At 71.2% G+C, this 26,397-nt stretch carries 23 protein-coding genes and 1 pseudogene; 17 read left to right on the top strand and 7 right to left on the bottom strand.

The genetic code is table 11. From position 1 onward, the window contains the following. Positions 1 to 71: 71 nt before the first annotated feature. Genes AB0H82_RS16545 through AB0H82_RS16535 form a run of 3 tightly spaced genes read right to left on the bottom strand, consistent with a single transcriptional unit; the run spans position 72 to position 3,552 of the window. A complete protein-coding gene (locus AB0H82_RS16545; protein ID WP_362993206.1) occupies positions 72 to 1,229 on the bottom strand; it encodes an acyltransferase in 1,158 nt (385 codons plus the stop codon). Next, complete coding sequence (locus tag AB0H82_RS16540) at positions 1,226 to 2,575, bottom strand: polysialyltransferase family glycosyltransferase (RefSeq protein ID WP_362993204.1); 1,350 nt, start codon at positions 2,573 to 2,575, stop codon at positions 1,226 to 1,228. The genes AB0H82_RS16545 and AB0H82_RS16540 overlap by 4 nt, the downstream gene beginning before the upstream one ends. After that, positions 2,575 to 3,552 (bottom strand): glycosyltransferase family 2 protein, encoded by a 978-nt coding sequence (locus AB0H82_RS16535; protein ID WP_362993202.1) that lies wholly within the window; start codon positions 3,550 to 3,552, stop codon positions 2,575 to 2,577. Before AB0H82_RS16535 ends, AB0H82_RS16540 begins: the two co-directional genes overlap by 1 nt. 198 nt (positions 3,553 to 3,750) lie before the next feature. On the opposite strand from AB0H82_RS16535, the gene AB0H82_RS16530 reads away from it, so the two are divergent. The 4 genes from AB0H82_RS16530 to AB0H82_RS16515 all read left to right on the top strand — a co-directional run bounded on the left by AB0H82_RS16530 (position 3,751) and on the right by AB0H82_RS16515 (position 8,660). Next, positions 3,751 to 5,136, top strand: a complete 1,386-nt coding sequence (locus AB0H82_RS16530) for a DUF6716 putative glycosyltransferase (RefSeq protein ID WP_362993200.1) — start codon at positions 3,751 to 3,753, stop codon at positions 5,134 to 5,136. Positions 5,137 to 5,216: 80 nt separating this feature from the next. Beyond that, positions 5,217 to 6,548 (top strand): N-acylneuraminate cytidylyltransferase, encoded by a 1,332-nt coding sequence (locus tag AB0H82_RS16525; RefSeq protein WP_362993198.1) that lies wholly within the window; start codon positions 5,217 to 5,219, stop codon positions 6,546 to 6,548. A 13-nt stretch (positions 6,549 to 6,561) separates the two neighbouring features. Further along, complete coding sequence (locus AB0H82_RS16520; RefSeq protein ID WP_362993196.1) at positions 6,562 to 7,515, top strand: N-acetylneuraminate synthase family protein; 954 nt, start codon at positions 6,562 to 6,564, stop codon at positions 7,513 to 7,515. Between the two features lie 29 nt (positions 7,516 to 7,544). Further along, on the top strand, positions 7,545 to 8,660 hold the full coding sequence (locus AB0H82_RS16515; protein ID WP_362993194.1) for a hypothetical protein: 1,116 nt from the start codon (positions 7,545 to 7,547) through the stop codon (positions 8,658 to 8,660). Between the two features lie 3 nt (positions 8,661 to 8,663). Here the strand turns inward: AB0H82_RS16515 and AB0H82_RS16510 are convergent, their stop codons facing one another. Continuing rightward, positions 8,664 to 9,125, bottom strand: a complete 462-nt coding sequence (locus AB0H82_RS16510) for a protein-tyrosine phosphatase family protein (protein WP_362993192.1) — start codon at positions 9,123 to 9,125, stop codon at positions 8,664 to 8,666. Positions 9,126 to 9,210: 85 nt separating this feature from the next. Between AB0H82_RS16510 and AB0H82_RS16505 the strand changes: the two genes are divergently transcribed. After that, a complete protein-coding gene (locus AB0H82_RS16505; RefSeq protein ID WP_362993190.1) occupies positions 9,211 to 9,606 on the top strand; it encodes a GNAT family N-acetyltransferase in 396 nt (131 codons plus the stop codon). A 379-nt stretch (positions 9,607 to 9,985) separates the two neighbouring features. On the opposite strand, the gene AB0H82_RS16500 is transcribed toward AB0H82_RS16505, so the two are convergent. Then, entirely contained in the window at positions 9,986 to 11,464 is a 1,479-nt protein-coding gene (locus AB0H82_RS16500) for an MFS transporter (RefSeq protein WP_362993188.1), read from the bottom strand. A gap of 99 nt (positions 11,465 to 11,563) precedes the next feature. On the opposite strand from AB0H82_RS16500, the gene AB0H82_RS16495 reads away from it, so the two are divergent. The 12 genes and pseudogenes from AB0H82_RS16495 (at position 11,564) to AB0H82_RS16440 (ending at position 24,070) form a co-directional block, all read left to right on the top strand. Beyond that, entirely contained in the window at positions 11,564 to 12,463 is a 900-nt protein-coding gene (locus AB0H82_RS16495) for a LysR family transcriptional regulator (protein ID WP_362993186.1), read from the top strand. Between the two features lie 75 nt (positions 12,464 to 12,538). Beyond that, positions 12,539 to 13,045: a carboxymuconolactone decarboxylase family protein gene (locus AB0H82_RS16490; RefSeq protein WP_362993184.1), complete on the top strand. Its 507-nt coding sequence runs from the start codon at positions 12,539 to 12,541 to the stop codon at positions 13,043 to 13,045. A gap of 358 nt (positions 13,046 to 13,403) precedes the next feature. Continuing rightward, positions 13,404 to 14,681, top strand: a complete 1,278-nt coding sequence (locus tag AB0H82_RS16485; RefSeq protein WP_362993430.1) for an amidohydrolase — start codon at positions 13,404 to 13,406, stop codon at positions 14,679 to 14,681. Between the two features lie 255 nt (positions 14,682 to 14,936). Beyond that, positions 14,937 to 15,986 carry a BMP family ABC transporter substrate-binding protein gene (locus AB0H82_RS16480; protein WP_362993428.1) on the top strand — a complete coding sequence of 350 codons (1,050 nt, stop codon included), beginning with the start codon at positions 14,937 to 14,939 and terminating at the stop codon, positions 15,984 to 15,986. 231 nt (positions 15,987 to 16,217) lie between these two features. Continuing rightward, the gene (locus tag AB0H82_RS16475; protein ID WP_362993182.1) at positions 16,218 to 17,270 is read left to right on the top strand and encodes a BMP family ABC transporter substrate-binding protein; all 1,053 of its coding nucleotides are present in this window, start codon (positions 16,218 to 16,220) and stop codon (positions 17,268 to 17,270) included. Positions 17,271 to 17,472: 202 nt separating this feature from the next. Then, positions 17,473 to 19,047 carry an ABC transporter ATP-binding protein gene (locus tag AB0H82_RS16470; protein ID WP_362993426.1) on the top strand — a complete coding sequence of 525 codons (1,575 nt, stop codon included), beginning with the start codon at positions 17,473 to 17,475 and terminating at the stop codon, positions 19,045 to 19,047. Beyond that, positions 19,044 to 20,174 (top strand): ABC transporter permease, encoded by a 1,131-nt coding sequence (locus AB0H82_RS16465; protein WP_362993180.1) that lies wholly within the window; start codon positions 19,044 to 19,046, stop codon positions 20,172 to 20,174. Before AB0H82_RS16470 ends, AB0H82_RS16465 begins: the two co-directional genes overlap by 4 nt. Beyond that, entirely contained in the window at positions 20,171 to 21,433 is a 1,263-nt protein-coding gene (locus tag AB0H82_RS16460; RefSeq protein ID WP_362993178.1) for an ABC transporter permease, read from the top strand. The genes AB0H82_RS16465 and AB0H82_RS16460 overlap by 4 nt, the downstream gene beginning before the upstream one ends. Beyond that, positions 21,430 to 21,831, top strand: a complete 402-nt coding sequence (locus AB0H82_RS16455; RefSeq protein ID WP_362993176.1) for a cytidine deaminase — start codon at positions 21,430 to 21,432, stop codon at positions 21,829 to 21,831. The genes AB0H82_RS16460 and AB0H82_RS16455 overlap by 4 nt, the downstream gene beginning before the upstream one ends. A gap of 100 nt (positions 21,832 to 21,931) precedes the next feature. Continuing rightward, positions 21,932 to 23,209: a thymidine phosphorylase gene (locus AB0H82_RS16450; protein ID WP_362993174.1), complete on the top strand. Its 1,278-nt coding sequence runs from the start codon at positions 21,932 to 21,934 to the stop codon at positions 23,207 to 23,209. Between the two features lie 84 nt (positions 23,210 to 23,293). Continuing rightward, positions 23,294 to 23,623: pseudogene (locus AB0H82_RS16445) on the top strand (Uma2 family endonuclease); the annotation flags it as partial. A gap of 66 nt (positions 23,624 to 23,689) precedes the next feature. Continuing rightward, positions 23,690 to 24,070: an STAS domain-containing protein gene (locus tag AB0H82_RS16440; protein ID WP_362993172.1), complete on the top strand. Its 381-nt coding sequence runs from the start codon at positions 23,690 to 23,692 to the stop codon at positions 24,068 to 24,070. Here AB0H82_RS16440 and AB0H82_RS16435 read toward each other — a convergent pair. Together AB0H82_RS16435 and AB0H82_RS16430 are read right to left on the bottom strand one after the other, a co-directional pair. Continuing rightward, on the bottom strand, positions 23,981 to 24,964 hold the full coding sequence (locus AB0H82_RS16435) for a sigma-70 family RNA polymerase sigma factor (protein ID WP_362993170.1): 984 nt from the start codon (positions 24,962 to 24,964) through the stop codon (positions 23,981 to 23,983). The two genes, AB0H82_RS16440 and AB0H82_RS16435, sit on opposite strands and share 90 nt — an antisense overlap. A gap of 110 nt (positions 24,965 to 25,074) precedes the next feature. Then, the gene (locus AB0H82_RS16430) at positions 25,075 to 26,361 is read right to left on the bottom strand and encodes an MFS transporter (RefSeq protein ID WP_362993168.1); all 1,287 of its coding nucleotides are present in this window, start codon (positions 26,359 to 26,361) and stop codon (positions 25,075 to 25,077) included. Positions 26,362 to 26,397 lie beyond the last annotated feature (36 nt).

Here is a 26,397-nt window from a genome sequence, read left to right as displayed (position 1 = left end):
ACGCCGCACGCCGCACGCAGACCGTCCCGGCGAGCCGACCGCGTCGTCCGCCGGGACGGTCCGGGACCTCGTCACCGCACCGGCTGGTGACTCCGGTTGAGGCCCTTGCGGATCAACGGGGTCAGCCGCTCCTCCACGTACCGGTTCAGGAGCCACGCGAGGAGCAGCATCGCGGTGATCGTCAGGGCGAACGTCGCGTACGACGGCAGCCCGAGGTGCCGGTGCAGTACCTCCACCGTCACCCAGCCCAGGTGCTCGTGCACCAGGTAGAAGGGGTACGTCAGCGCGCCGGCCACGGTCAGCCAGCGCCAGTCGATCCGGTCGAGGTGACCGAGCGCGATCAGGAGCACCGCCGCGAAGCCCGCCGTCACCACCGCCATGATCACGGCCGAGGAGCGGTACGAGAAGAAGTCCGGGTTCGGCGCGTGCCACAGACCCTGGACCGCGTAGTGCTGGCCGATCAGCCAGCTGACGCCCGTGATGCCCCACGCCGTGAGGTCGCGGCGGTCGCGGTGGATCAGGTAGATGCCGATGCCGCCGACAAAGAACGGCGCGTACTCCGGCATCAGGACGAGGTCGAGCAGCGGCTGGTCCGCTCCCTCCGCGACGGCCGCGGACAGCGTCCACACCGCGCAGAACAGCACGACGCGCGCGCGGGTCGCGCCCGGCATGACCACGCACAGCGCGAACAGCGCGTAGAAGCGCAGCTCGGCCCAGAGCGTCCAGCACACGCCGAGCACCCGGTCCGCGCCGAGCGGCTGCTGCAGCATGGTGAGGTTCACCAGCGCGTCGCTGGGCGAGACGGCCTCGTACGCGACGGCGGGGAGCGCGAAGACGGCCGTCACCAGGACGATCGCCGCCCAGTACGAGGGCAGCAGGCGGGACGCCCGGGAGGCGAAGAACGAGCGCAGGGGCCTGCCCCAGCCGCTCATGCAGATGACGAAGCCACTGATCACGAAGAAGATCTGCACGCCGAGGCAGCCGTACGCGAACCACTCGCTCGCGGTGGGGAACTGCTGCTTCGGCGAGCTGCCCCAGGCCTCGGTTATCTCGCCGTCGCGGCCGCCGTAGTGGTACGCGGCGACCATGAGCGCGGCGACGAGCCGCAGCCCGTCGAGCGCGCGCAGCCGGGGCTTCCCGCGCGCCGGCCGCGGGGCCGGAAGGGTGCGCGGCGCGGCGGATTCCGCCCCCGGTGAGAGCTTCGGGAGCGTTATGTCGGGGGAGGTCATCCGAGCGCGGTCCGCTTGAGCGAGCGCTGTACGGACCGTGCGCGGCGGGCGACCCTGCGGACGGCCGCGTTGCGGGGGATGAAGGCCAGCTGCGCGGGGACGGCGCCGGGCAGCGCGAGCGCGGTGAGGCGGCGCCGCTTGAAGTAGCGCCAGGTGGCGGCCGAGAGGTGCCGCGCGAGGTAGCGCTCGGCGTCGGGGCGCAGCCGGGGGTAGATCTGCGGCTGCATCGCGAAGCCGACGGCCTTGAGGAGGTTCGTCAGCTCGCCGGTGCCGAGGCCCGGCTCCTGCGCGGTGACGGCGGCCCGGTCGGTGAGCTCGGGCAGCAGGGCGTCGACGATCGTGACGGGGACGCGGTTGCTGTTCTGGTAGGGCGCGAGGCGCTCCAGGAGGAGCTCCGTGCCGGTGCGGGCGGCGGGCAGGCCGTAGAGCGCGGACGCCGTGAGCAGGGCCGTGGAGAAGCAGCCGACGACGAGCGCGGGCCGCATCCGCTGGTACAGGACCTCGGCGAGTACGGGGGTGTCGAGCACCGTCAGCTCGACGCCGATCGCCTGCGCCTCCTTCTCCAGGGCGCGCGACCAGCGGGCCGGCGCGGTGGGGTGGGGCTTGAACACCACGCGTGTGTGGCCCAGTTGGGCGGCGCCGCGCACCATGCGGATGTGCAGCTCCTCCTCTTCCTCGGGGGTGAGGATGGAGAGGGCGGAGAGGTACTGGCCGAGGACGAGGGCGGGGGAGTCGATCTCGGGCAGCTCCGTCCCCCCGGCGCCCAGTTCACCGAGCACCTTCAGGAACGCCTCGGTCGGCACGACCTCGGGGGCGACCCCGAACTCCGTGAGGAGCAGCGGGGTGAGGCCCGGCACCAGGTCCAGGTGGAGCAGGCGCCGCACGCGGGTGCCGACCAGCGGGTCGATCTTGCTGCGGGTCGGGCCGTAGCTCATCAGGCCGTCGGCGTAGACGTCCACGGGGACGCCGGTGAAGATCTGCGAGAGGGCGAGCGCGGGGTTGACCTGGATCGACTCGACGGCCAGCTCGACGGCGTCGTCACCGAGGCCCCAGAGCAGCCGGATGTAGCGCTCCCACAGCACGACGTCGTCGCCGCGCGGGGCCCAGCCGCCCGGGTGGAAAGGGGCGATGGTCTCGTTCCAGGAGCGCACCTCGTCGAACCGGCCGCGCAGCCGCTCGAACCCGGGCATCTCGTCGAGGGGCGTCGTCGTCTCGGGCGTCGCCGCGTTGTTGCTGACCAGGAGGATGCGGCGGTCGGCGGGGCCGAAGCGGTCGGCGTCCAGGGCCGCGGCGAGCGTCGCGGCCCCGTACAGGGTGGACGCCAGGAAGATCTGCGTCGTGGCCATTACGCGGCCACCTCCGCCGACGCCGGACGCCGGCGCAGCCTGCGCAGCCGGGTCGCCCGCTGGACGTCCATGGAGTCGAGCGCGTCGTCGAGAACGCCCTGCGGCATCCGCTTCAGCGCGGCCGCACTCATTGACTTCAATTTCCGCGCCACGGATGGCTCGAACCTTTCGATGGATCCCAAATGGTGGGAGATGATCGCGCAGTAAGTGCGCACGGCCTTCGGCAGGAGTTCGTCCGCGTCCCGGTCCGCCGCTGTTTCCCGTACGACCTGGTCGAATGCCTTGATGAAATCGAGCTGGCGTACGTCGCCGATCTGGGTCAGCGACGAGGCGACCCCGCGCCGGTAGAACACCCCGAGAAGGCCGACCGCGGCGAAGGATTCCGCCTCCCGGTGCAGCCGCCAGATCCAGGGCCGGTCCTCCGCGGTGCGCAGACCGTCCGTGAAGTGCAGAAGGCCCCGGTCGGCGAGCCTGCGGTGGTAGATGCCCGCCCACGCGTACGCGTAGTCGACGGACGTCGACCGGTCGGCGGGCAGTATCACGTCGCGCGGATTCAGCACGACGCCGCGCCTGCCGTGCGGGACGCGGTGCACGGAGCGGGCCCGCGCGGTGCACTGCACATGGTCGGTGCGTACGAAGTCACAGCCCAACCGCTCGATGGAGTCGACGAGTTGGGTGAAGTAGCCGGGCGCGAGCCAGTCGTCACCGTCCAGGAAGGTGAGGTACTCGCCGCGCGCCGCGTCGAGGCCCGTGTTGCGGGCGGTCGCGAGCCCGCCGTTCGTCTCATGTCTGAGGTGGACGGCGCCGGGAAGCTCGCGCGCCGCGCGCTCCAGGATGTCCGGAGTCTCGTCGCGCGAGCAGTCGTCGACGAGAATGAATTCGAAGTCGTCACGCGCGTTCGCGCGCAGACTCCTCAAGGTGTCGGGCGCGTATTGCTGCACGTTGTAGAACGGCACGATGACGGAGAGCTTAACCACGTGGGTGACGTTAGGTGTCGGCCCGTGATTCGTGTCGACCCGCAGCGGTATGCCAGGTGAACGACGCGTGGCGGAATGGTTAACCGGGCTGCCCGGCGGGCTTTTCCCGGGCCGATTCGCCATTCGTCGGCGTGCTGTTAACCGTTTGTTGCACCTGAGTTGGGCCGCGAATCGAAATGCCTTCCTAGCGTCTGGGACGTGCAAGGAAGTCATCGAAACCCGCTGCGGGTCGCCGTGCTCGCCGACTCCGACACGCGATGGAAATGGGGCGCTCTCACAGCGAACCGCATCGTATCGGACAGTCGGCTCAGCGGCTTCCTGCTCCGCGGCCGGGCCACTCCCACCCCCCGGCAGCTCGACGAAGTGGGCGTGCGCGCGGATTCGCTGCGCGAGGTCACCGCCGTCGAGTTCCTGCGCGAGATGGAGCGGGACGCGCCCGACGTGATCGTGCTCGCCCTGGTGGGCGGGGCGGTCCAGGCGGTGCTGCACGGACTCGCCCGCATCACGCAGGACGCCCTCCTCACGCAGGACACTCTTCTGACCGGCGCCACCAGGAAGCGGCCCGTCGTCGTCACCGGCTATGTCGGCGTCGTCTACGAGAAGCTCGCCGACGGCCTCCTCCTGCGGCACGGCGCGGACGTCGTCCTCGCCAACTCCCGCCAGGACGCGGAGCGCTTCCGCGCGGTGTACGAAGGAGTGGGCGCCGACGCGTCGGCGGTGACGGAGGCCGCGCTGCCGTTCCTCGGCGGAGCCCCGTACGAGAAGAACGCCACGGACACGAAGCACGCCACAGACACGAAGAACGACCCGTACACCGTCGTCTTCGCCGCCCAGCCCTCCGTGCCCGAGACCGCCGCACACCGCACCTACCTGCTGCGCCGCCTCGCCGAGCACGCCCGCCTGCACCCCGACCGCGAGGTCCTGCTCAAGCTGCGCAGCAAGCCCGGCGAGCACACCACGCACATCGAGGAACTGCCCTACCAGAAGCTGGCGCAGCGCGTCGAGGGCGGCCTGCCCGCCAACTGCCGCCTTGTCTACGGCCACATGGGCGAGGTCCTCGACCGCACCGACCTCCTGGTCACCGTCAGCTCCACGGCCGCGCTCGAATCCCTGCACCGCCGCATCCCCACCGCCGTCCTCACCGACCTCGGGGTGCGCGAGGCGCTCGGCAACCACCACTTCACCGGCTCCGGATGCCTCGCCTCCTGGGACCAGCTGGACGCGGGCCACCTGCCCGAGCCCGACGAGCGGTGGCTGGCCCGGCAGGGCGTCGCCGCGGACGGGGCGTACGAGAACGCCTTCGACGCGGCGCGCGAGCGCGTCGCCGAGCTGCTCGCCGACGCGGCCGCCGGCGGGCTCCCGCCCATCCGGCCCTACTACAGCCTCACCACCGCCCGCGGCTATCTGCCCGGCATCCTCGCCCGCCACCACCTCGGCCCCGACGGCGCCCCGCTGCCGGGCGCCCCCGCGCCCGGCAAGGACCCCGGCCCCGTACGGCAGATCGTGCGCCGCGCGGCCCGGGGCGCCTACCGCCACGGAGTGCAGCGCGTGGCCCCCGTCATCCGGCGGATGGGCGAGCTGTGAGCCCCGGGCGAGCCGTGACTCCCGGGCGAGCCGTGACCCCCGGGCGAGCCGTGAGCACCCACCCCCTCCAAGGAGCCCCCATGCCCCTCCCCGACCCCGCGAGCGCACCGGCCCGCCGCGTGCTCGCCGTCATCCCCGCCCGCGGCGGCTCCAAGGGCGTGCCCGCCAAGAACCTCGCCCCGGTCGGCGGCGTGCCGCTGGTGGCCCGCGCCATCCGCGAGTGCCTCGCCGCCCGGCTCGTCACCGACGTCGTCGTCTCCACCGACGACCACGTGATCGCCGAGGCCGCCCGCGCCGCCGGCGCCGAAGTGGTCCTGCGCCCCGCCGCGATCGCCGGGGACACCGCGACCAGCGAGGCCGCCGTGCTGCACGCGATGGACGCCCACGAGGCGCTGCACGGCACGACCGTCGACGTCGTCCTGCTCGTGCAGTGCACCAGCCCCTTCCTCACCCACGAGGACATCGACGGGGTGGCGTCGGCCGTCGCCGAGCACGGCGCCGACACGGCCGTCACGGTGGCGCCCTTCCACGGCTTCATCTGGCGCGACGCGGCCGACGACGTCGGTGACTCCGCCGGTTCCGCCGGGCCCGCCGACGTGCCCGCGCAGCGCACCGACTCGCTCGGCGGCACGGCGACGCTCGCCAACTCCACCCGGACGGGCGGCGGTTACGGCGTCAACCACGACAAGTCGTTCCGCCCGCGCCGCCAGGACCGCCCCCAGGACCTCCTGGAGACCGGCGCCGCCTACGCGATGGACGCGGCGGGCTTCCGCACCGAGAAGCACCGCTTCTTCGGCCGCACCGAGCCCGTGCGCACCGACCCCGCGCGCGTCCTGGAGGTCGACGACCCGCACGACCTCGCCCGCGCCCGCGCGCTGGCCCCCCTCTTCGACGCGGCCCGTCCCGGGGACGAGGCCGCCCTCCCGACCGCCGCCGACATCGACGCGGTCGTCCTCGACTTCGACGGCACCCAGACCGACGACAGGGTGCTGATCGACTCCGAAGGACGGGAGTTCGTCTCCGTGCACCGCGGGGACGGCCTCGGCATCGCGGCCCTCCGCAGGAGCGGCCTGCACATGCTGATCCTGTCCACGGAACAGAACCCGGTCGTCGCCGCGCGCGCCCGGAAGCTGAAGCTTCCCGTCCTGCACGGCATCGACCGCAAGGACCTCGCACTGAAGCAGTGGTGCGAGGAACAGGGCATCGCTCCCGAGCGCGTGCTCTACGTCGGCAACGACGTCAATGACCTCCCGTGCTTCGCCCTCGTGGGCTGGCCCGTGGCGGTCGCGAGCGCCCACGACGTCGTGCGCGGCGCCGCACGCGCTGTCACCACCCTCCCCGGCGGTGAAGGCGCGATCCGAGAGATCGCCACCTGGATCCTCGGCCCCTCTCTCGACTCCCTCCACAACTAAGGACTGTTCCCACATGAGCAACATCACCTCCATCGGCGCCAACTCCCGTCTCCGCCGCTTCGGTTCGAAGACGGCCGGTCCCGGTCAGCCCGTGTACATCACCGGCGAGATCGGCATCAACCACAACGGCGACCTGGAGAACGCGTTCAAGCTGATCGACGTGGCCGCCGAGGCCGGCTGCGACGCGGTGAAGTTCCAGAAGCGCACCCCGGAGATCTGCACCCCGCGCGACCAGTGGGACATCGAGCGCGACACCCCCTGGGGCCGCATGACGTACATCGACTACCGCCACCGCGTGGAGTTCGGCGAGGCCGAGTACCAGGCCATCAGCGAGCACTGCGCCAAGCGCGGCATCGACTGGTTCGCCTCCCCGTGGGACACCGAGGCCGTCGCCTTCCTGGAGAAGTTCGACCTGCCCGCCCACAAGGTCGCCTCCGCCTCCCTCACGGACGACGAGCTGCTCCGCGCCCTGCGCGCCACGGGCCGCACGGTCATCCTCTCCACGGGCATGTCGACCCCGAAGCAGATCCGCCACGCCGTCGAGGTCCTCGGCTCGGACAACATCCTGATGTGCCACGCCACGTCGACGTACCCGGCGCAGGCCGAGGAGCTCAACCTCCGCGTCATCAACACCCTCCAGGCCGAGTACCCGAACGTCCCGATCGGCTACTCCGGCCACGAGACGGGCCTCCAGACGACGCTGGCCGCCGTCGCCCTCGGCGCCACCTTCGTCGAGCGCCACATCACCCTCGACCGCGCCATGTGGGGCTCCGACCAGGCCGCCTCCGTCGAGCCGCAGGGCCTCACCCGCCTCGTCCGCGACATCCGCACCATCGAGGCGTCCCTCGGCGACGGCGTCAAGAAGGTCTACGAGTCGGAGCTCGGCCCCATGAAGAAGCTCCGCCGCGTCGCCGGCGTCGTCGCCGAGGCCGAGTCCTCCGCGGACGCCGAGCCGGTCGCGGTCTGAGCCTCTTATCGGGAGACGGACATACGACGATGAGCCCCCGAGTCGGCCGAGCCGACGACACCACGGCCCCGGCCGGGGACGCCACGACGCTCGCGTTCGTGGAGAGCCCGGTCCAGCTGCTGAACGTCCTGGAGTGGGCGCACTCCGCGGCCGCGACCGGCCCGACCGGGGGCCTCACCGTCGTCGTCCTGTCCCCGAACGACCCCATGACACGCGGCCAGTTGCGCCGCATGGCGCAGCTCGCCCGCGAGGAGGGCGTCGAGGTCCGCTGGGAGGAGGCGCGCGGCGGCGCGTCTGCGCCCTTCCAGACCATCGGAGGCCTCGCGGGCCCCCTGCGCAGGGCCGACCGGATCGTCATCGGCGACCCGTTCTCCCGCTACGTACAGCTCCTCCTCACCATCACCAGGGCCCGCTCCCTGGTCGTGGTCGACGACGGCACGGCCACGATGGAGTTCATCTCCCAGCTGGCCCGCGGCGAGCGGCTGCAGCGCTGGCACCGCAAGGGCGGCCGCCCCGGCCCCCGGGACCTGGTCTTCGCCCCGGTCTCGGCCTCGGCACGCCGCCGCCTCACCCCCGGCTCCACGCGCAGGGTGGAGGTCTTCTCCGCCATGCCGATCGACAGCGCACCCGACGGCGTGACCGTCTCCGTCAACGCCTTCGCGTGGACGAGGGAACGCTTCGGCCCGCCCCGCATCACACGCGGCGCCGACCTGGTCGGCACGTCACTGGTGGAGACGGGCGTGGTCGACCCGGACCGTTACGTAGAAGCGGTCCGCGCCCTCTCCCTCACCCACGGCGCCAACCGCTACTTCGCCCACCGCCGCGAGAGCTCGGAGAAACTCCACCGCCTCGCGGTCGAGACGGGCCTCCAGGTGGTCCGCCCCGACCTCCCCCTGGAACTCATCGCCCGCCGCGGTCCCGTAGGCCGCACCATCCTCAGCTTCCCCTCGACGGTCGTCCACACCCTCCCCCTGGCCCTCGCGGGCACGGAGGTGAAGGTGGCGGTCTGCGACATCGACCCGGCCTGGCTCACGGAGACGGCGTCCCCGCGCGCCCAGGGCTTCCTGTCCGGCGTAACGGGCACGGCCCGCGACGTACACCGCCTGACATCAGTCCTGCACACATCACCGACGGCGCCCGCTTAACGCCTACGGGGTGAACCGGCGGACGTACCGCCGCTGCCACGGCGTCTCGACCGCACGCCGGTCATAGTGCGCGCGTACGTACTGGACGGCCTCCGCCGCCGGCACCCCATCGAGGACGGCGATGCACGCCAACGCCGTCCCGGTCCGCCCGCGCCCACCCCCGCACGCGACCTCGACCCGCTCCCCGGCGGCCCGCTCCCACACCTCGCGCAACACCTTGCGCGCGAGCTCGCGGTCCGAGGGAAGCCGAAAGTCGGGCCACCGCAACCACCGCGCCTCCCAGGGGATGCTTGGCGGCTCCTTCCCCAGCAGATACACGCCGAAGCCGGGCACGTCCCCGTCGGGCAACCCCCGCCGAAGCCCCCGCCCTCGAACGAGCCGCCCGGACGGCAGCCGTAAAACCCCGGCGGCACCGCTCGTCCATGTGCTTGTCTCACCACTCTCGGACTTCTCTGGAAACGTCATGCCTCGGAGGCTAGATGACGGAAAGGACGGCGATGCGGCAGCGGGAGATCACCACGGCCGAGGCCCGGGCGGAGTCGGTCGCCCGGTGATCACGTACGTATGGCGGGACACCTTCGAGGATCACGAGGTCAACGCCCTCCACGCCGAGGGCTTCGGGCACCCGGTGCTGGACATCGGGTGGCGTGAGCAGTTGCACCGGCACAGCCTCGGATGGGTCTGCGCGCGGGACGAGGGCGGGGTGCTCGTCGGGTTCGTCAACGTCGCCTGGGACGGTGGCGTGCACGCCTTCGTCCTCGACACCGTCGTGGCGGGGCCGCACCGGAGACGGGGGATCGGGGCCGGTCTCGTCGCCCGTGCTGTGCGGGGCGCGCGGGACGCCCGCTGCGAGTGGCTGCACGTCGACTTCGACGACGAGCACCGCGGCTTCTACCTCGATGCCTGCGGCTTCCGCGAGACGGCGGCGGGGCTCATCGCACTGTGAGGCCGGGCAAGTCACCGCCGGATACGGGTCGTACGCCCTTCACCTGCCCCACGACCCCCGGGCGCCCCGCATCGCCCGCATGACGTCCCGCGCCGTCTTTCCGGCGTACGGGATAAGCGAACTCCTGGACGCTACCGAGCTGTTGACGTCCGAGCTCGTCACCAACGCCTGCCGGTACTCCGCAGGGCCCGCCGCCCTCCGGCTGCACGGTACCGACGACCCGTACGGGCTCCGGGTCAGCGTGTGGGACAGCAACCCGCACATCCCGGCTCCCTTCGACAAACCTCCTTGCCGGAGCGGGCCACTGCCCGCCGTACCGCACGAGCACCACAAGGTCGAGCCCGTGCCCGCTGTCCGCCAAACAGGGGTGAGGAGGGGATCAGCCCACCGCGGAAGCGTCGGCAGGGGCGCGGTCCCCGGCGGGGCCACCCGAGGCCACCACCGGCGCCCCCCGCTTCGCCCGCAGCCCGAACGCGCTGATCAGCGCGGCGAGCAGGGCGGCCACCAGCGGGACCCAGAGCGCGGCCCGGTACCCGTCGAGGAGAGCGGCGGGTGAACTCGACGCCGTCGACGCCACGTTGACCGCCGTCACCGTCGACAGGCCGACCGCCGCCCCGAACTGGAAGGACGTGTACAGCAGCGCGCCCGCCAGGCCCTGCTCCTCCTCCGCCACGCCCTCCGTGGCGACGATCGTCAGCGGGCCGTATGCGAGGGAGAACGCGACGCCGATGATGATCAGGCTCGGGAACATCATCGTGTACGTCCAGTCGGCGTCCACCGGCAGGAACAGGGCGTATGCCAGCGCGGCGAGCAGCAGGCCACCGACGATCACCCGGGTGTTGCCGAAGCGCGCCACGAGCCGGGGCGTGAGGAGGGGGGAGAGGATCGCGTCGATACCCATGACGAGCATCGCGAAGCTGGTCTGCAGCGTCGACCAGTCCCGCAGTTCCTGGAGGTAGAGGACGACGAGGAACTGGAAGCCGAAGAAGCCCGCGGCGAAGAGCAGCCCCGCGAGGTTGGCGCGGACCAGTGGGCCGCTCCGCAGGATGCCGAGGCGGACCAGCGGGGCCGCCGCGCGGCGTTCGACCGCGACGAACACCGCCAGCAGGGCGAGCCCGGCGCCGACCGTCAGCGCCGTCCACAAGAACGTGGTGTGCGTGGCGCGCTCCACGCCGAGGACCAGCAGCACGATGGCGGCGGTGATCGTGAGCCCGCCCGCCAGGTCGACGCTCTGCCCGGTGCGGTCCGGGCGCGGCGAGCGGGGCACGAGGGCGAGGGCGGCGAGCAGGATGACGGCGGACAGTACGACGGGGGCGAAGAACACCCACTGCCAGCCGAACTGGGTGAGCAGTCCGCCGACGACCAGGCCGATGGAGAAGCCTCCGGCGGCCGTGCCGGAGTAGAAGAGCAGCGCCTTGTTGCGCCGCGGGCCCTCCGCGAAGCCGGTGGTGATGATGGAGAGGCCCGCCGGGGTCATGAACGCCGCGGCGATCCCTGTGACGAAGCGGGCGACGATCAGCATCCAGCCCTCGGTGGCGAGACCGCCGAGCCCGGAGAAGAGCAGGAAGACGGTGAGCCACAGGACGAACATCCTGCGGCGCCCGAAGAGGTCGGCGGCCCGCCCGCCGAGCAGCATGAACCCGCCGTACCCGAGGACGTACGCGCTCATGACCCACTGCAGCGACCCGGTGGACAGGCCGAGGTCGGCGCGGATGGCGGGGAGGGCGACGTTGAGCATCGCGACGTCGATGCCCTCAAGGAAGATCGCGCCGCAGAGGACGAGGAGGACGCCCCACTCGCGGCCGGTGAGGGGTCTGTCGGGGGACTGGTGCGCGTGCGGCGCGAGGTTCTGACTCATGGCGCCAGCCTCGGCCGGGCGCTGTCGCGGAACAACGGCGAACATCGCAACGTTCGTTCAGCCAGGCTGACCGATGCGGAACGACCTGGGGGTACGGCGATGGAACGCGACGAACTGGAGTGCTTCCTGCTCCTCGCCGGGGAACTGCACTTCGGCCGCACCGCCGAGCGCATGCGGCTGTCCAGGGCCCGCGTGAGCCAGCTCGTGCAGCGCCTCGAACGCCGCGTCGGCGCACCGCTGTTCATCCGCACCAGCCGCCGCGTGGCCCTCACCTCGCTCGGCCGCCAACTGCGCGCCGACCTCGAACCGCACCACCGCGCCATCGAGGACGCCCTGGCCCGCGCCGCGGCGACGGCCCGCGGCATCGACTCCGTCCTGCACGTGGGCTTCGACAACCCCCTCACCGGCGAAATCGTGATGAGGACGACGGAGGCCCTGCGCGTCAGCCACCCCGGCCTCGCCGTGGAGGTGTGCGAGGTCCCGCTCGGCGATCCGTACGGGCAGCTGCGCAAGGGCGAGTTCGACGTGCAGCTGACGGAGCTCCCGGTACGGGAGGAGGACCTGGGCGGAGGGGCGGTGCTGCTCGCGGAGGACCGGGTCCTGGCCCTGCCCGCGAGCCACGCCCTGGCCGCCCGGCCCTCCGTGACCCTGGAGGACCTGGCCGAGGTCTCCCTCCTCACCATCGCCGGCGAGGTCCCCGCGTACTGGCTCGACCACCACGTCCCGGCCAGCACCCCCGGCGGCCGCCCCATCGGCCGCGGCCCCGGCGTGACGAACATGCAGGAGGCCCTGACGCTGGTCGCGGCGGGCAAGGGCGCCCTCCTGGCCCCCGCCCACACCGCCACGTACTTCGCCCGCCCCCGCATCACCTACGTCCCCCTCACCGACGCGGCGCCGAGCGGCTACGGCCTGGTCTGGCGCCGCGGCCACGACACGGGCGCGGTGGCGGCCTTCGCACGGACGGTGCGAGAGATTTCCGCTGCTGATCAATACATCTAGCGCGCGTCCGGTCACATCTCCCCGGCGGGCTCCGTCAGTGATCCGAGAGCAGGCAGACGACACCAGGAGATGACCATGGAAACGCGTTCGATCACGGCAGAGGTCCCGATGGCGCCGCGGATGACCGAGGACCCCGCGAAGCTCGTCCCGGAGCTGGCGGACGTGTCGGCGGCACTGTTCAGGGTCACCGGCAACGGCTCGGTGCCGCGCTCCACGATCGGCCTGGTGCAGCTGCGCGCCGGGCAGATCGTCGGCAGCACCTACCTCACCGTGCTGCACACGGGCTTCCTGCGCAAGGGCGGGGAATCGGAGGAGCGGATGACGTCGGTCGCCTCCTGGCAGGACTCGCCGTACTTCACCGGCGCCGAGCGTGCCGCGCTGGCGCTCGTGGAGGCCGTGCTCCGGCCGGCCGCCCACGGTGAGAGGGTCTCCGACGAGCTGTACGCCGAGGCGGCCGAGCACTACGACGCCAAGGCGCTCGCCACCCTGATGTTCGCGATCGGCCAGGTCAACTTCTTCATCGCCGTGGCGCTGGTCGCCAAGCCCGTGCCCGGACGGTCGTTCTCCGCCCCCTGGGGGTGAGACGGGCCCCTGGGGGTGAGACGGGCCACGGGGGGCACGCGCCACTGGGAGGGGACACGGGCGAAACGGATGTGACGGGCGGAACAGCGCAAACCACGCTACTCGTGTTCTGCTGTATAGCGCTGATTCTGCTGTACAGGCTGATCGCGAGACCGCCCGTGCCGACAGCGGTCGCCCGCGCCCCCTACAGGCGCCGGACGGCTTGCGCATCATCCGAGGCGGCCTGAAAGCCTACCCATGCCGATCGGCGGCCATGCGCCACGAGGCCAGTAATTCTTCCCCTAACGGGCTGAACTTTTGTTGATCGTGGGTTAGTTGGCCGTTGCATCGCCTTACCCTTCAGAGGGTGAACCAACTGATGTCCCGTGCGTCCGAAGAGGTGTCCGACGGCGTGTCCGGAACGGAGTCCGCACCTGCGGAAACACTCCCCGGCACGCTGCCCGAAGCGCTGCGTGTCGAACTCGTCGCGTTCCGTCGCGACCTGCACATGCACCCCGAGCTCGGCAACCAGGAGTTCCGTACCACCGCGGCCATCAAGGCCCGCCTTGAGGAGGCGGGCCTTGAGCCCCGTGTGCTTCCCACCGGCACGGGGCTCGTCTGCGACATCGGCGCGCACCCCGGGGCGCCGGGCGGACCGGCCGAGGGCGGCGGGCGGGGCGTACGGCCCATGCTCGCCCTGCGCGCCGACATCGACGCGCTGCCCATCCCGGACTCCAAGGCCGGCGTGCCGTACCGCTCCACCGTGCCCGACCGCGCCCACGCCTGCGGGCACGACGTGCACACCACCGTCGTCCTCGGCGCCGGGCTCGTCCTCGCCGAGCTGGCGAAGCAGGGGCAGCTGCCCTTTCCGGTGCGGTTGATCTTCCAGCCCGCCGAGGAGGTCCTGCCGGGCGGCGCCACCGAGGTCATCGCGGCGGGTGCCCTCGACGGCGTCGGCAAGATCATCGCCGTGCACTGCGACCCCCGGGTCGACGCGGGCCGCATCGGGCTGCGGCACGGCCCCATCACCTCCGCCTGCGACCGCCTTGAGGTCTCGCTCGACGGCCCCGGCGGGCACACCGCGCGGCCGCACCTCACCACGGACCTCGTCACCGCCGCCGCCAAGGTCGCCACCGAGGTGCCCGCCCTGGTCGCCCGCCGCGTCGACGCCCGCTCCGGCCTCTCGGTGACCTGGGGCCGCATCGAGGCGGGCCACGCGCCGAACGTCATTCCGCAGCACGCCGAGCTCTCCGGCACCGTGCGCTGCCTCGACCTCAGGGCCTGGCGGGACGCGCCGGACCTGCTGCACGGCGCCGTGCAGGAGGTCGCCGACATGTACCGCGCCAAGTCCGGGATCAACTACATCCGCGGCGTGCCGCCCGTCGTCAACGACGGCGCGGTCGCCGATCTGCTGCGCGACGCGATGTCCGAGCGGCGCGGCCCGCACTCCGTCGAGGACACCGAACAGAGCCTGGGCGGCGAGGACTTCTCCTGGTACCTGGAGCACGTGCCGGGCGCCATGGCCCGGCTCGGCGTGCGCGCCCCGGGGGAGCGCACCGTCCGCGACCTCCACCAGGGCGACTTCGACGTTGACGAGTCGGCGATCACGGCAGGCGTCGAACTCTTCACCGCCGCCGCGCTGTTGGACACGCCCTAGGGACGCGGCGGGGCCGGTCGTGCGGAGTGCGAGCCCTTCGACGGGGCGACGTGACGACGCGACCGGCCCCGGGGCGCGAATAGCACGAAGGGGTAACGGCATCGCGAAAACCCGTTCCCCTCCCTTTCTACGCGCGTTAATGTGCGCCGAAATCAGCGCCATACGCGGCGCGTTGGCGATCAAGGGGTGCTTCCTGTGCGTCGTCTCTCTTCGAAAACCCGGCAGTCCCGGTCCCGGAAATCTCGCGCCACTCACATCACCGCCGCCTTCGCGGTCCTCGCCCTCGCCGCGGCCGGCTGCGGCGAGACGAGCAACGAGGCCTCACGGGACGACAGCAGCAAGGGCCCCGCAGGCTCCTCGTACAAGGGCAAGGGGATCGGACTCGCGTACGACATCGGCGGGCAGGGCGACCAGTCCTTCAACGACGCCGCCTACGCGGGCTATTCGAAGGCCCGCAAGGAGTTCAAGATCGGTGGCGTGGACATGGAGCCGGGCGACGGCGAGTCCAGCGCCGACAAGGTCCAGCGCCTCGAACAGCTCGCCAGGCAGGGCTACGACCCGGTCATCGGCGTCGGCTTCGTCTACGCGCCCGCGGTGGAGGCGGCGGCCAAGAAGTTCCCCGACACCACTTTCGGGATCATCGACGACAACACCGTGAAGGCGGACAACGTCGCCGACCTGGTCTTCCACGAGGAACAGGGCTCCTATCTGGCGGGCGTCGCCGCCGCGAAGGCGACCAAGGTCAAACACGTCGGATTCGTGGGAGGCGTGGACATTCCGCTCATCCACAAATTCGAGGCCGGATTCGTGCAGGGCGTGAAATCCGTCGACCCCAAGATCAAAATCGAGAAGCGCTATCTGACCGAGAAGCCCGAGGAGGGCGGATTCTCCAGCCCGGACAAGGGTCAGAACGCGGCGAGCGGCCAGATCGAGGCCGGCGCGGACGTGATCTACCACGCGGCGGGACTCTCGGGCCAGGGCGTCATCCAGGAGGCGGGCTCGCAGAAGAAGTGGGCCATCGGCGTCGACTCCGACCAGTACAAGCAGAAGGCCCTCGCCAAGTACAAGGACCACATCCTCGGCTCGGCGTTCAAGGACGTCGGCGGCGCGGTCTACGACCTGACGAAGTCGGTCGTCGAGGGCAAGCCGATGAAGGGCGAACAGCGGTACGACCTCAAGTCGGGCCGCGTCGGCTTCTCCGACTCGAATCCGAAGTACCGGGAGATGAAGGACGTCGTCGCCGCCGTGGAGAAAGCGGAGAAGGACATCATCGGCGGCAAGGTCGAGGTGAAGATCGTTCCGTAGCGGGCGGTCCGCGACGTTTTACGTAGTACTGCGTGTGGCGACTGGGCGCCCCCCATCAGGGGGGCGCCCACCAGTCGTTCGGCCCCCCGACACCCGGTGGCCACAGGTCGATAACGGACCGGACAGAAGGGTTCTTATGTCAGGTCTACGCGCGTTACGCTGCGGCGAAATCAGCGCCGGGTGAGGCGCTCGAACGTGCTTGTGCTTGCTTGTACTAAGGAGTTCGTCTCTATGCGCCGGGTGTCTCGAATAGCTGTCGCGGGCGCCGCGACCGCCGCTCTTGCCGTAACCGTCTCCGCCTGTGGTGGCACGTCCAGCGACGCCGCCGCGAGCAAGGACGACAAGAACAAGGGCGTCGCCATCGCCTACGACGTCGGCGGCGCCGGCGACCAGTCCTTCAACGACGCCGCGACCGTCGGCATGAAGAAGGCCGCCAAGGAGTTCAAGACCGGCGAGAAGGCCGTCGAGCCGGTCGACGGCGAGTCCGACGCCGACAAGACGCAGCGTCTGACGCAGCTCGCCAAGCAGGGCTACAACCCGGTCATCGGCGTCGGCTACGCGTACGCGCCCGCCATCAAGGAGGTCTCGGAGAAGTTCCCGAAGACCACCTTCGGCATCGTCGACGACGAGACGGTCAAGGCCGACAACGTCTCCGACCTGGTCTTCAGCGAGCAGGAGGCGTCCTACCTCGCGGGCGTCGTGGCCGCCAAGGCCACCAAGTCCAAGACCGTCGGCTTCGTCGGCGGCGTGGACGTCCCCCTCATCCACAAGTTCGAGGCGGGCTTCGCGCAGGGCGTCAAGGACACGAACCCCAAGGTCAAGGTCGTCAAGCAGTACCTGACCGAGAAGGCCGAGGACGGCGGCTTCTCCAGCCCCGACAAGGGCAAGACCGCCGCGCAGGGCCAGATCGAGAAGGGCGCCGACGTGGTCTACCACGCCGCGGGCCTCTCCGGTCAGGGCGTCATCGAGGCCGCGGCCGCCAAGAAGGTCTGGGCGATCGGTGTGGACTCCGACCAGTACAAGCAGGACGCCCTCGCCAAGTACAAGAAGTACATCCTGACCTCGGCGACCAAGGACGTCGCGGGCTCCGTGTACAACCTGGCGAAGGCCGTCGAGGACGGCACCGCCAAGGGCGGCGTCGTCCGCGCCGACCTCAAGTCGGGCGGTGTCGCGCTCGCCGACTCGAACCCCGAGTTCATGAAGATGAAGGACGTCCAGGCGGCCCTGAAGAAGGCCGAAGAGGGCATCAAGGGCGGCAAGATCAAGGTCAAGACCACGCCGTGACGGCGCGGTTGCCGCATCGACTGCCCGTAACGGCAGCGTGATTCTCGTGCGACGGGGTGTGGGGGACGATGTTTCCCCCGCGCCCCGTTCGCGCGGACCACATCCACAGCTGAGCATCAGTCAGTAGCAGGGGCACTGCGCGCGTAGGCGGCCCCTTTCCTTCAGGCCCTTCAGGCCTTCTGGCCCCCGAGGAGAGTGCGCCATCGACGCGTCCACCAACCCTCCGCCCATCGCCGTCGAACTCGTCGGCATCACCAAGCGCTTCCCTGGAGTCGTCGCCAACCACGACATCCACCTGACCGTCCGCAAGGGCACCGTGCACGCCCTCGTCGGCGAGAACGGCGCGGGCAAGTCGACCCTGATGAAGATCCTCTACGGCATGCAGAAGCCGGACGAGGGCACCATCACCGTCGACGGCGAGCAGGTCGCCTTCGGCAGCCCCGCCGACGCCATCGCCCGCGGCATCGGCATGGTGCACCAGCACTTCATGCTCGCCGACCAGCTGACCGTCCTGGAGAACATCGTTCTCGGCAGCGAGAAGCTGCACGGCATCGGCGGCGCAGCCCGCCGAGCGATCCTCGACCTCTCCGACCGCTACGGCCTCGGCGTGCGCCCCGACGCGTACGTGGAGGACCTCGGCGTCGCCGACCGGCAGCGCGTGGAGATCCTCAAGGTCCTCTACCGCGGCGCCACCACGCTGATCCTCGACGAGCCGACGGCCGTGCTCGTGCCGCAGGAGGTCGACGCGCTCTTCGCCAACCTCCGCGAGCTCAAGGCCGAGGGCCTGTCCGTCATCTTCATCTCGCACAAGCTCGGTGAAGTCCTGTCCGTCGCCGACGACATCACCGTCATCCGGCGGGGCACGACGGTCGGCACGGCGGTGCCGTCCGAGACGACGCCGCGCCAGCTCGCCGAGCTGATGGTCGGCAGCGAACTGCCCACCCCCGAGACCGCGGAGTCGACGGTCACCGACCGTCCGATGATCCAGGTCGAGGGCCTCAAGCTGCTCGCCGACGGCGAGTCGGGCCGCGCCCTGCTCGACGACATCTCCTTCACGATCCACGAGGGCGAGGTCCTCGGCATCGCGGGCGTCGAGGGCAACGGCCAGACCGAGCTGATCGACGCGCTGATCGGCCTCAAGCACGCCGACTCCGGCGTGATCCGGATGGCGGGCGAGGACATCACCGCCGTACCCACCCGCAAGCGGCGCGAGGACGGCATCGGGTACATCCCCGAGGACCGCCACCGCCACGGCCTCCTCCTGGAGTCCCCGCTGTGGGAGAACCGCATCCTCGGCCACGTCACCGAGAAGCCCAACGCGCGCGGCTTCTGGCTCGACCCCAAGGGCGCGCAGGCCGACACCCGCCGCATCGTCGAGGAGTACGACGTCCGTACGCCCGGCATCGACGTGACGGCGGCCTCCCTCTCCGGCGGCAACCAGCAGAAGCTGATCGTCGGCCGCGAGATGAGCCACAGCCCGCGCTTCCTGATCGCCGCCCACCCCACCCGCGGTGTGGACGTCGGCGCGCAGGCGCAGATCTGGGACCAGATCCGCGAGGCCCGCCGCGAAGGCCTGGCCGTGCTGCTGATCTCCGCCGACCTGGACGAGCTGATCGGCCTCTCCGACACGCTCCGCGTCATCTACCGCGGACGGCTCGTGGCGGACGCCGACCCGGCCACCATCACGCCGGAGGAGCTCGGCTCGGCGATGACCGGTGCCGCCTCGGGTCACCTGGAGCACGTGGAAGAAGACGCCCCGGAGGACGAGGCCCGATGAAGAAGTTCGACAGGGAGCGCGTGCTCCTCGCGGTGGCCGGACCGGTCATCGCGCTGATCGCGGCCGTGGCACTGACCTCGGTCGTCCTGCTCGCGTCGGGCAAGAGCCCGATCGAGCCGTACAGCCTGATGCTGGAGCAGGCCACCTTCTCCGACGTCCAGGTGCTGATCCTCAACCAGGCGGGCATGTACTACCTGGCGGCGCTCGCGGTGGCCATCGGCTTCCGCATGAACCTGTTCAACATCGGTGTGGACGGCCAGTACCGCCTCGCCGCGATGATCACCGCGGTCGTCGGCACGCACCTCGCGCTGCCGTCGTTCCTGCAGATCCCCGTGCTCATGCTGGTCGCCATGCTCACCGGCGCCTTCTGGGCCGGCATCGCGGGCGTCCTCAAGACCACCCGCGGCGTCAGCGAGGTGGTCGCCACGATCATGCTCAACGCCATCGCGACGAGCGTCATCGCCTACCTCACCCTCACCGAGAACTTCGGCGTCCCGGTCGGCAACAACCAGACCACCGGCGTCATGGAGAAGTCCGGCTGGTTCCCCGGCATCAAGGTGGCGGGCGGCGAGATCTACGGCTTCGTCGTCATCGCGGTCCTCGCCGGCGTCCTGTACTGGCTCGTCCTCAACCGCACCCGGTTCGGCTTCGACCTGCGCGCCACCGGCGCCTCCGAGTCGGCCGCCGCGGCCTCCGGCGTCAACGCCAAGCGCATGGTGCTCAGCGCGATGCTGATCTCCGGCGCGGTGTCGGGCCTCGCGGGCCTGCCGATCCTGCTCGGCGACACCCACACGTACAGCCTCTCCTTCCCCGCGGGCCTCGGCTTCACCGCCATCGGCATCGCGCTCCTCGGCCGCAACAACCCCGTCGGCATCGCCTTCGCGGCGCTGCTCTGGGCCTTCCTCGACAAGGCCTCGCCCGCCCTCGACTACGCCCAGCCCGAGGCGTACGACAAGGAGATCGCGGTGATCATGCAGGGCCTCATCGTGATCGCGGTCGTCGTCTCCTACGAGGAGGTGCGCCGCTGGGGCCTGCGCCGGCAGCAGCGCCGCGTCGGTGAGGAACTGGCCGCCGCCGCCCGGGCGAACGGCAACAACGACTCCGTGAAGGAGGTGGCTGCCCGATGAGCTCGGCAACCGTCGCCAAGCCCTCGGCCGAGCAGCCCGCGCCGGGCCGCCGCCGCATCTCGCTCCCCGTCCTCCTGCTGGTCATCGCGGGCGTCCTGGTGCTGACCTCCGTGGTCCGCATGATCACCGGTGCCGACGGCATCACGTCCACCGGCCAGATGTCCACGGCGCTCAAGCTCGCCGTGCCGATCGGTCTCGCGGGCCTCGGCGGCCTGTGGGCCGAGCGCGCGGGTGTCGTCAACATCGGCCTCGAAGGCATGCTGATCCTCGGCACCTGGTTCGGTGCCTGGGCCGGCTTCCAGTGGGGCCCGTGGGTGGGCGTCCTCTTCGGCATCCTCGGCGGCGCGCTCGGCGGCCTGCTGCACGCGATCGTCACGATCACCTTCAACGTCAACCACATCGTCTCCGGTGTGGCCCTCAACATCCTGGCCCTCGGCGCCACCCGCTACCTCGCGACCTTCGCCTTCGAGGGCGAGGAGGGCGGTACGTCGAAGCAGTCGCCGCCCGTCGAATCGCTCGGGAACTTCTCCGTGCCGGGCCTCTCCGACTGGCTCGCCGACCTCAACGGCAAGCACTGGTTCCTGGTCTCCGACCTCGCCGGCCTCTTCGGCGGCCTGTTCACCGACCTGTCGCCGCTGACCGTCGTCGCGGTCGCCATGGTCCCGCTGAGCTGGTGGATCCTGTGGCGCACGTCGTTCGGTCTGCGCCTGCGCTCCTGCGGCGAGAACCCGATCGCCGCCGAGTCGCTCGGCGTCAACGTCTACAAGTACAAGTACCTGGCCGTGGTCATCTCCGGCGGCCTCGCCGGGCTCGGCGGTGCCTTCCTCTCCCTCGTCGCCTCCAACATCTATCTGGAGGGCCAGACCGGCGGCCGCGGCTACATCGGCCTCGCCGCGATGATCTTCGGCAACTGGATGCCCGGCGGGCTCGCCCTCGGCGCCGGACTCTTCGGTTACACCGACAGCCTGAAGCTCCGGGGCGGCGGCACCAACGTCCACGCGCTGCTCCTGCTCATCGCGATCCTGCTGGTCATCGGCGCGGTCTACCTCGCCTGGCGCAAGCGGTACGTCCCCGCGGTGATCACTGCGGCCGTCTCCGCGCTGATGTTCCTGTGGTACGGCTTGACCGACGAGGTGCCCAACCAGGTCGTCACCGCCACTCCGTACGTGGTGACCCTGCTGGTCCTCTCGCTCTCCGCCCAGCGGCTGCGGATGCCGAAGGCGGACGGAATGCCGTACCGGAAGGGCCAAGGAAAGTGACGACCACCGCCACGGACACCGACTGGGACGCCCTGCGGGAGGCCGCGCGCGAGGCCATGTCCCGCGCGTACGCCCCCTACTCGGGCTTCCCGGTCGGCGCCGCGGCCCTGGTCGACGACGGCAGGACCGTCTCCGGCTGCAACGTGGAGAACGCCTCCTACGGCCTCGGCCTCTGCGCCGAGTGCGGCCTGGTCTCCCAGCTCCAGCTGACCGGCGGCGGCCGCCTCACGCACTTCACCTGCGTGGACGGCAAGGGCGAGATCCTGATGCCGTGCGGGCGCTGCCGTCAGCTGCTGTACGAGTTCGGGGGGCCCGAGCTGCTCCTGGAGACGGCCTCGGGCGTGCGCACGCTCGCGGACATGCTGCCGGACGCGTTCGGCCCGCAGCACCTCAACTGAGCCCCGGCCCCCGCCTGTTGGCGGGGGCCTTCTCCGTGGCCTTGCTCTATGCGCGTAGAGTCTGGCCGGTACGACGCCGTAACTGCTGGAAGGACATGCCATGGACGTCATCTCCGTCATCCGCACCAAGCGCGACCGGGGCGAGCTCAGCGACGAGCAGATCGACTGGGTCATCGACGCCTACACCCGCGGCGCGGTCGCCGACGAGCAGATGTCGTCCCTCGCGATGGCGATCCTGCTCAACGGCATGAACCGCAAGGAGATCGCCCGCTGGACCGCCGCGATGATCGCGTCCGGCGAGCGCATGGACTTCTCCTCGCTCTCCCGCCCCACCGCCGACAAGCACTCCACCGGCGGCGTCGGCGACAAGATCACTCTGCCGCTCGCCCCGCTGGTCGCCGCGTGCGGCGCGGCCGTCCCGCAGCTGTCCGGCCGCGGCCTCGGCCACACCGGCGGCACCCTCGACAAGCTGGAGGCCATCCCCGGCTGGCGCGCGCTGCTCTCCAACGAGGAGATGCTGAGCGTCCTCGACGGCGTCGGCTCGGTCATCTGCGCGGCGGGCGACGGCCTGGCCCCCGCCGACAAGAAGCTGTACGCGCTGCGCGACGTCACCGGCACGGTCGAGGCGATCCCGCTGATCGCCTCCTCCATCATGTCGAAGAAGATCGCCGAGGGCACGGGCTCGCTCGTCCTCGACGTGAAGGTCGGCACCGGCGCCTTCATGAAGAACCTCGACGACGCCAGGGAACTGGCCTCGACGATGGTCGAGCTGGGCACGGACAGCGGTGTCCGCACGGTGGCCCTGCTCACCGACATGTCGACGCCGCTCGGCCTGACGGCGGGCAACTCCCTTGAGGTCCGCGAGTCCGTGGAGGTCCTCGCGGGCGGCGGCCCCGCGGACGTCGTCGAGCTCACCCTCGCCCTCGCCCGCGAGATGCTCGACGCGGCGGGCCTCAAGGACGCCGACCCCGCGAAGGCCCTCGCGGACGGCTCCGCGATGGACGTGTGGCGCCGCATGATCGCGGCGCAGGGCGGCGACCCGGACGCGGAGCTGCCGGTGGCACGCGAGCAGCATGTGATCACCGCCCCGTCGTCCGGTGTCCTCACCCGCCTCGACGCGTACGACATCGGGGTCGCCGCCTGGCGTCTCGGCGCGGGCCGTGCGCGCAAGGAGGACGTGGTCCAGGCGGGCGCGGGCGTCGAGCTCCACGCGAAGCCGGGCGACTCCGTCGAGGCGGGCGCCCCCTTGATGACCCTGCACACCGACACGCCGGAGCGGTTCGCGTACGCACTGGAGTCGGTCGAGGGTTCGTACGACATCGCGCCGGCGGGGACGTCCTTCTCGCCGACCCCGATCGTTCTGGACCGGATCGGCTGACTCGTCGGCTGCGGTGACTCGTACGGGTGAACGGGATCGGTGGACCGCCGCCGGTCCCGTTCGGCATGCTGGGATCGGTGGCCCATCCCCGACCTCGTCGTGATCCCCCTCGCAGACGTCGAAGCTCCGGGGGCGTACGCCCCGGCGGGCGCCGCCGAGCTCGTCGTCGAGGTGACCTCTCCCTCCAACGCCCGTCACGACCGCATCAGCAAACCCGCCGCCTACGCCACCGCAGGCATTCCCCTCTACCTCCTCATCGACCGCTGGGCCCCCGGTGGCCCCACCATCACCCTCTACGGCGAACCCCGAGGTGACGTCTACCGAGTCCTGCGCGCCGGCAAGTTCGGGGAGCCCATCGCGCTCCCCGAGCCCTTCGGGCTGGAGCTCGACACCAGCGCGTTCCCCACGGACTGACGCGGGCAGGCCTCATCGCGGGCGCGCTCACCGATGAGTTCCGCCCGCCGCACCGGTCCACCCTGCGTGGCCGATTCCCGAGAGCACCTCATCCGCATCGCCGGGCCCCTGCGCGCCGGCGACATCCCGTCCCTCTGCGAGCAGGTGGCAGCCGCCCGGCACGGACCCGGCGACGGCACGCCGAGCGACGTGATCTGCGATGTCTCCGCCGTGACCACCGCCGACCTCACCACCGTCGACGCGATCGCCCGCCTGCACCTCGCCGCGCGAAGGGCCGGGGGCCGGATCCGGCTCAGGAATCCCGCCCCCGGACTGCTGGCGCTGATCGGGCTCGTCGGGCTCGTCGAACTCTGCGGCCTAGTCGTCGAGATGGAGGGGCACTCCGAACAGCGGGAACCACCGCTGGGTGTCCAGGAAGCAGTGGAAACCGGCGATACGGCCCTCTGAGATCTCCACGACCTGGATCGACCAGGGCATGAAGCCGCCGTTGTCGGGGTCGGGCTTGTACTGCGCGAAGCCCGGCGTGCCGTTCACCTTCACCGGCAGGAGGCGGCCGTTGGCGCACGGGGCGCCCATCGTGGACATGAAGCCCGTGATGTCCGCCGTGCCGCGCAGCCACAGGTCGAACGGCGGCATCGTCATGACGGCGTCCTCGGCGAGCAGCGCGGTGAGCGCCGCCATGTCATACCCCTCGAAGGCCGCCACATAGCGGTCGAGGAGCTTCTGCTGCTCCTCGTCGAGCGGATCGGAGACGGCCGTGTCGTCCGCCGGCCGCTCGGCGAGGGTGGCGCGGGCCCGCTGCAGCGCGCTGTTCACCGAGGCGACGGAGGTGTCGATCAGCTCGGCGACCTCGCTGGCCTTCCACGCGAGCACCTCGCGCAGGATCAGCACCGCACGCTGCTTGGGCGGCAGGCTCTGCAGCGCGGCGACGAACGCGAGGCGCACGGACTCCTTGGCGACCGCGGCCTCGGCGGGGTCGTGCAGGGACGGCAGGACGCGGGCGTCCGGCATCGGCTCAAGCCAGGTGTTGTCGGGGCGGGGGTTGAGCGCGGCCTGGGCCAGCGGGGCGGCGGCCGTCAGGTCCATGGGGCGGGCGCGGCGATTGCCTGCGTTCAGCATGTCCAGGCAGACGTTCGTCGCGATGCGGTACAGCCAGGAGCGGATGCTGGAGCGGCCCTCGAACTTCTCGAAGCTGCGCCAGGCGCGCACCATCGTGTCCTGCACGGCGTCCTCGGCCTCGAAGGCCGAGCCCAGCATCCGATAGCAGTACCCGGTCAGCTCGACCCGGTGCTTCTCCAGTGTGACGTCCAGCTCGGTCGTCGTCCCTGCGCTGTCGCTCATCCCCACCCACCCCTGGCTTCCGAGCGGAGCCCGATGTGAGGCCCCACACATCGGAAGCTACCGCAGCCCACTGACAACGGCCCATGGAGTGGGAAAACCCGCAGGTCGAATCAGCAGGAGCGCGCGACAAGGCCGCGCCGCCGCTCCGTACGCGCGACGTGCGAGCCCCACACCGTCACCGACACGACGCCGAGCACGGCCAGCACGCCGAGCCCCACGGTCCCGGCCCAGCCGCCCGCGTGGAAGGCGACCGCTCCGAGCGTGCCGCCCGCGCTGGAACCCAGGTAGTACGCGGACTGGTAGAGCGCCGACGCCTGCGCCCGCCCGGTCGTCGCCGTACGGCTGACGGAGGAGGACGCGACCGCGTGGCCCGCGAAGAAGCCCGCGGTGATCAGGACGAGCCCCAGCAGGACGAGGACCAGCGAGGAGGAGAGGGAGAGCAGCAGCCCGCCGGCCGTCGTGCTCACCGCCAGATACAGCGCCCCGCGCCGCCCGAGCCGGGCCACCAGCTTCCCGGCGGCCGCCGACGACACCGTGCCGACGAGGTAGACCAGGAAGATGGAGCCGATGACGCCCTGCGGGAGCGAGAACGGCGCCTCGGTGAGCCGGTATCCGATCACCGTGTAGACCGCGCCGAAGACGGTCATGAACAGCGCCCCGATCGCGTACAGCCTGCACAGGAGCGGGTTCGACAGGTGTGTACGCACCGTGCGCGCCAGGGACTTGGGGCTGAGGGTCCCCGGTGTGAAGTGCCGCGGCGCGGGCAGCAGCGCTCGGAAGGCGACCGCGCACAGCAGCGCGAGGACACCGACCACGCCGACCGCCGCGCGCCAGCCCCAGGCCTGCGCGACCCAGCCTGTGACGATCCGGCCGCTCATGCCGCCGATGGAGTTGCCCGCCACGAACATGCCGATCGCGCCGACCAGCGCCTTGGGCCGCACCTCCTCGGCGAGGAACGCCATCGCGGACGCGGGGAGCCCGGCGAGCGCGGCGCCCTGCACGGCGCGCAGCGCGATCAGCACCTCGACCGAGGGGGCGAAGGGGACGAGGAGTCCGACGGCGACGGCGACGGTCAGCGAGACCGTCATCACCGCGCGCCGCCCGTAGCGCTCGCTGAGCGCGCTCAGCGGAAGGACGAAGAGGGCCAGTGCGCCCGTGGCCGCCGACACCGTCCAGCTCGCCGTGCTCGCGCTCGCGCCGAAGTCCGTGGAGACGAGCGGCAGGAGGGCCTGCGTGGAGTAGAGGAGGGCGAAGGTGGCGACGCCCGCGAGGAAGAGCGCGAAGCTCATCCGGCGGTAGCCGGGTCCGCCCGGGGTCAGACGGGAGTCGGCGGCGGGGGACGACGGGGTGAGGGCGGCCGCATGGGTGGCGGCCGCCCCGCTACTGGCAGGAGGCATGCCACGAACGTACGGCCGGTTTTTTGATGCGTCCAA

Origin of the sequence: Streptomyces sp. NPDC050732 (assembly GCF_040654255.1) — a bacterium.
Classification (GTDB): Bacteria; Actinomycetota; Actinomycetes; order Streptomycetales; family Streptomycetaceae; genus Streptomyces.
Note: the sequence above shows the minus strand (reverse complement) of the source record. Positions and strands in the feature narration are given on the sequence as shown.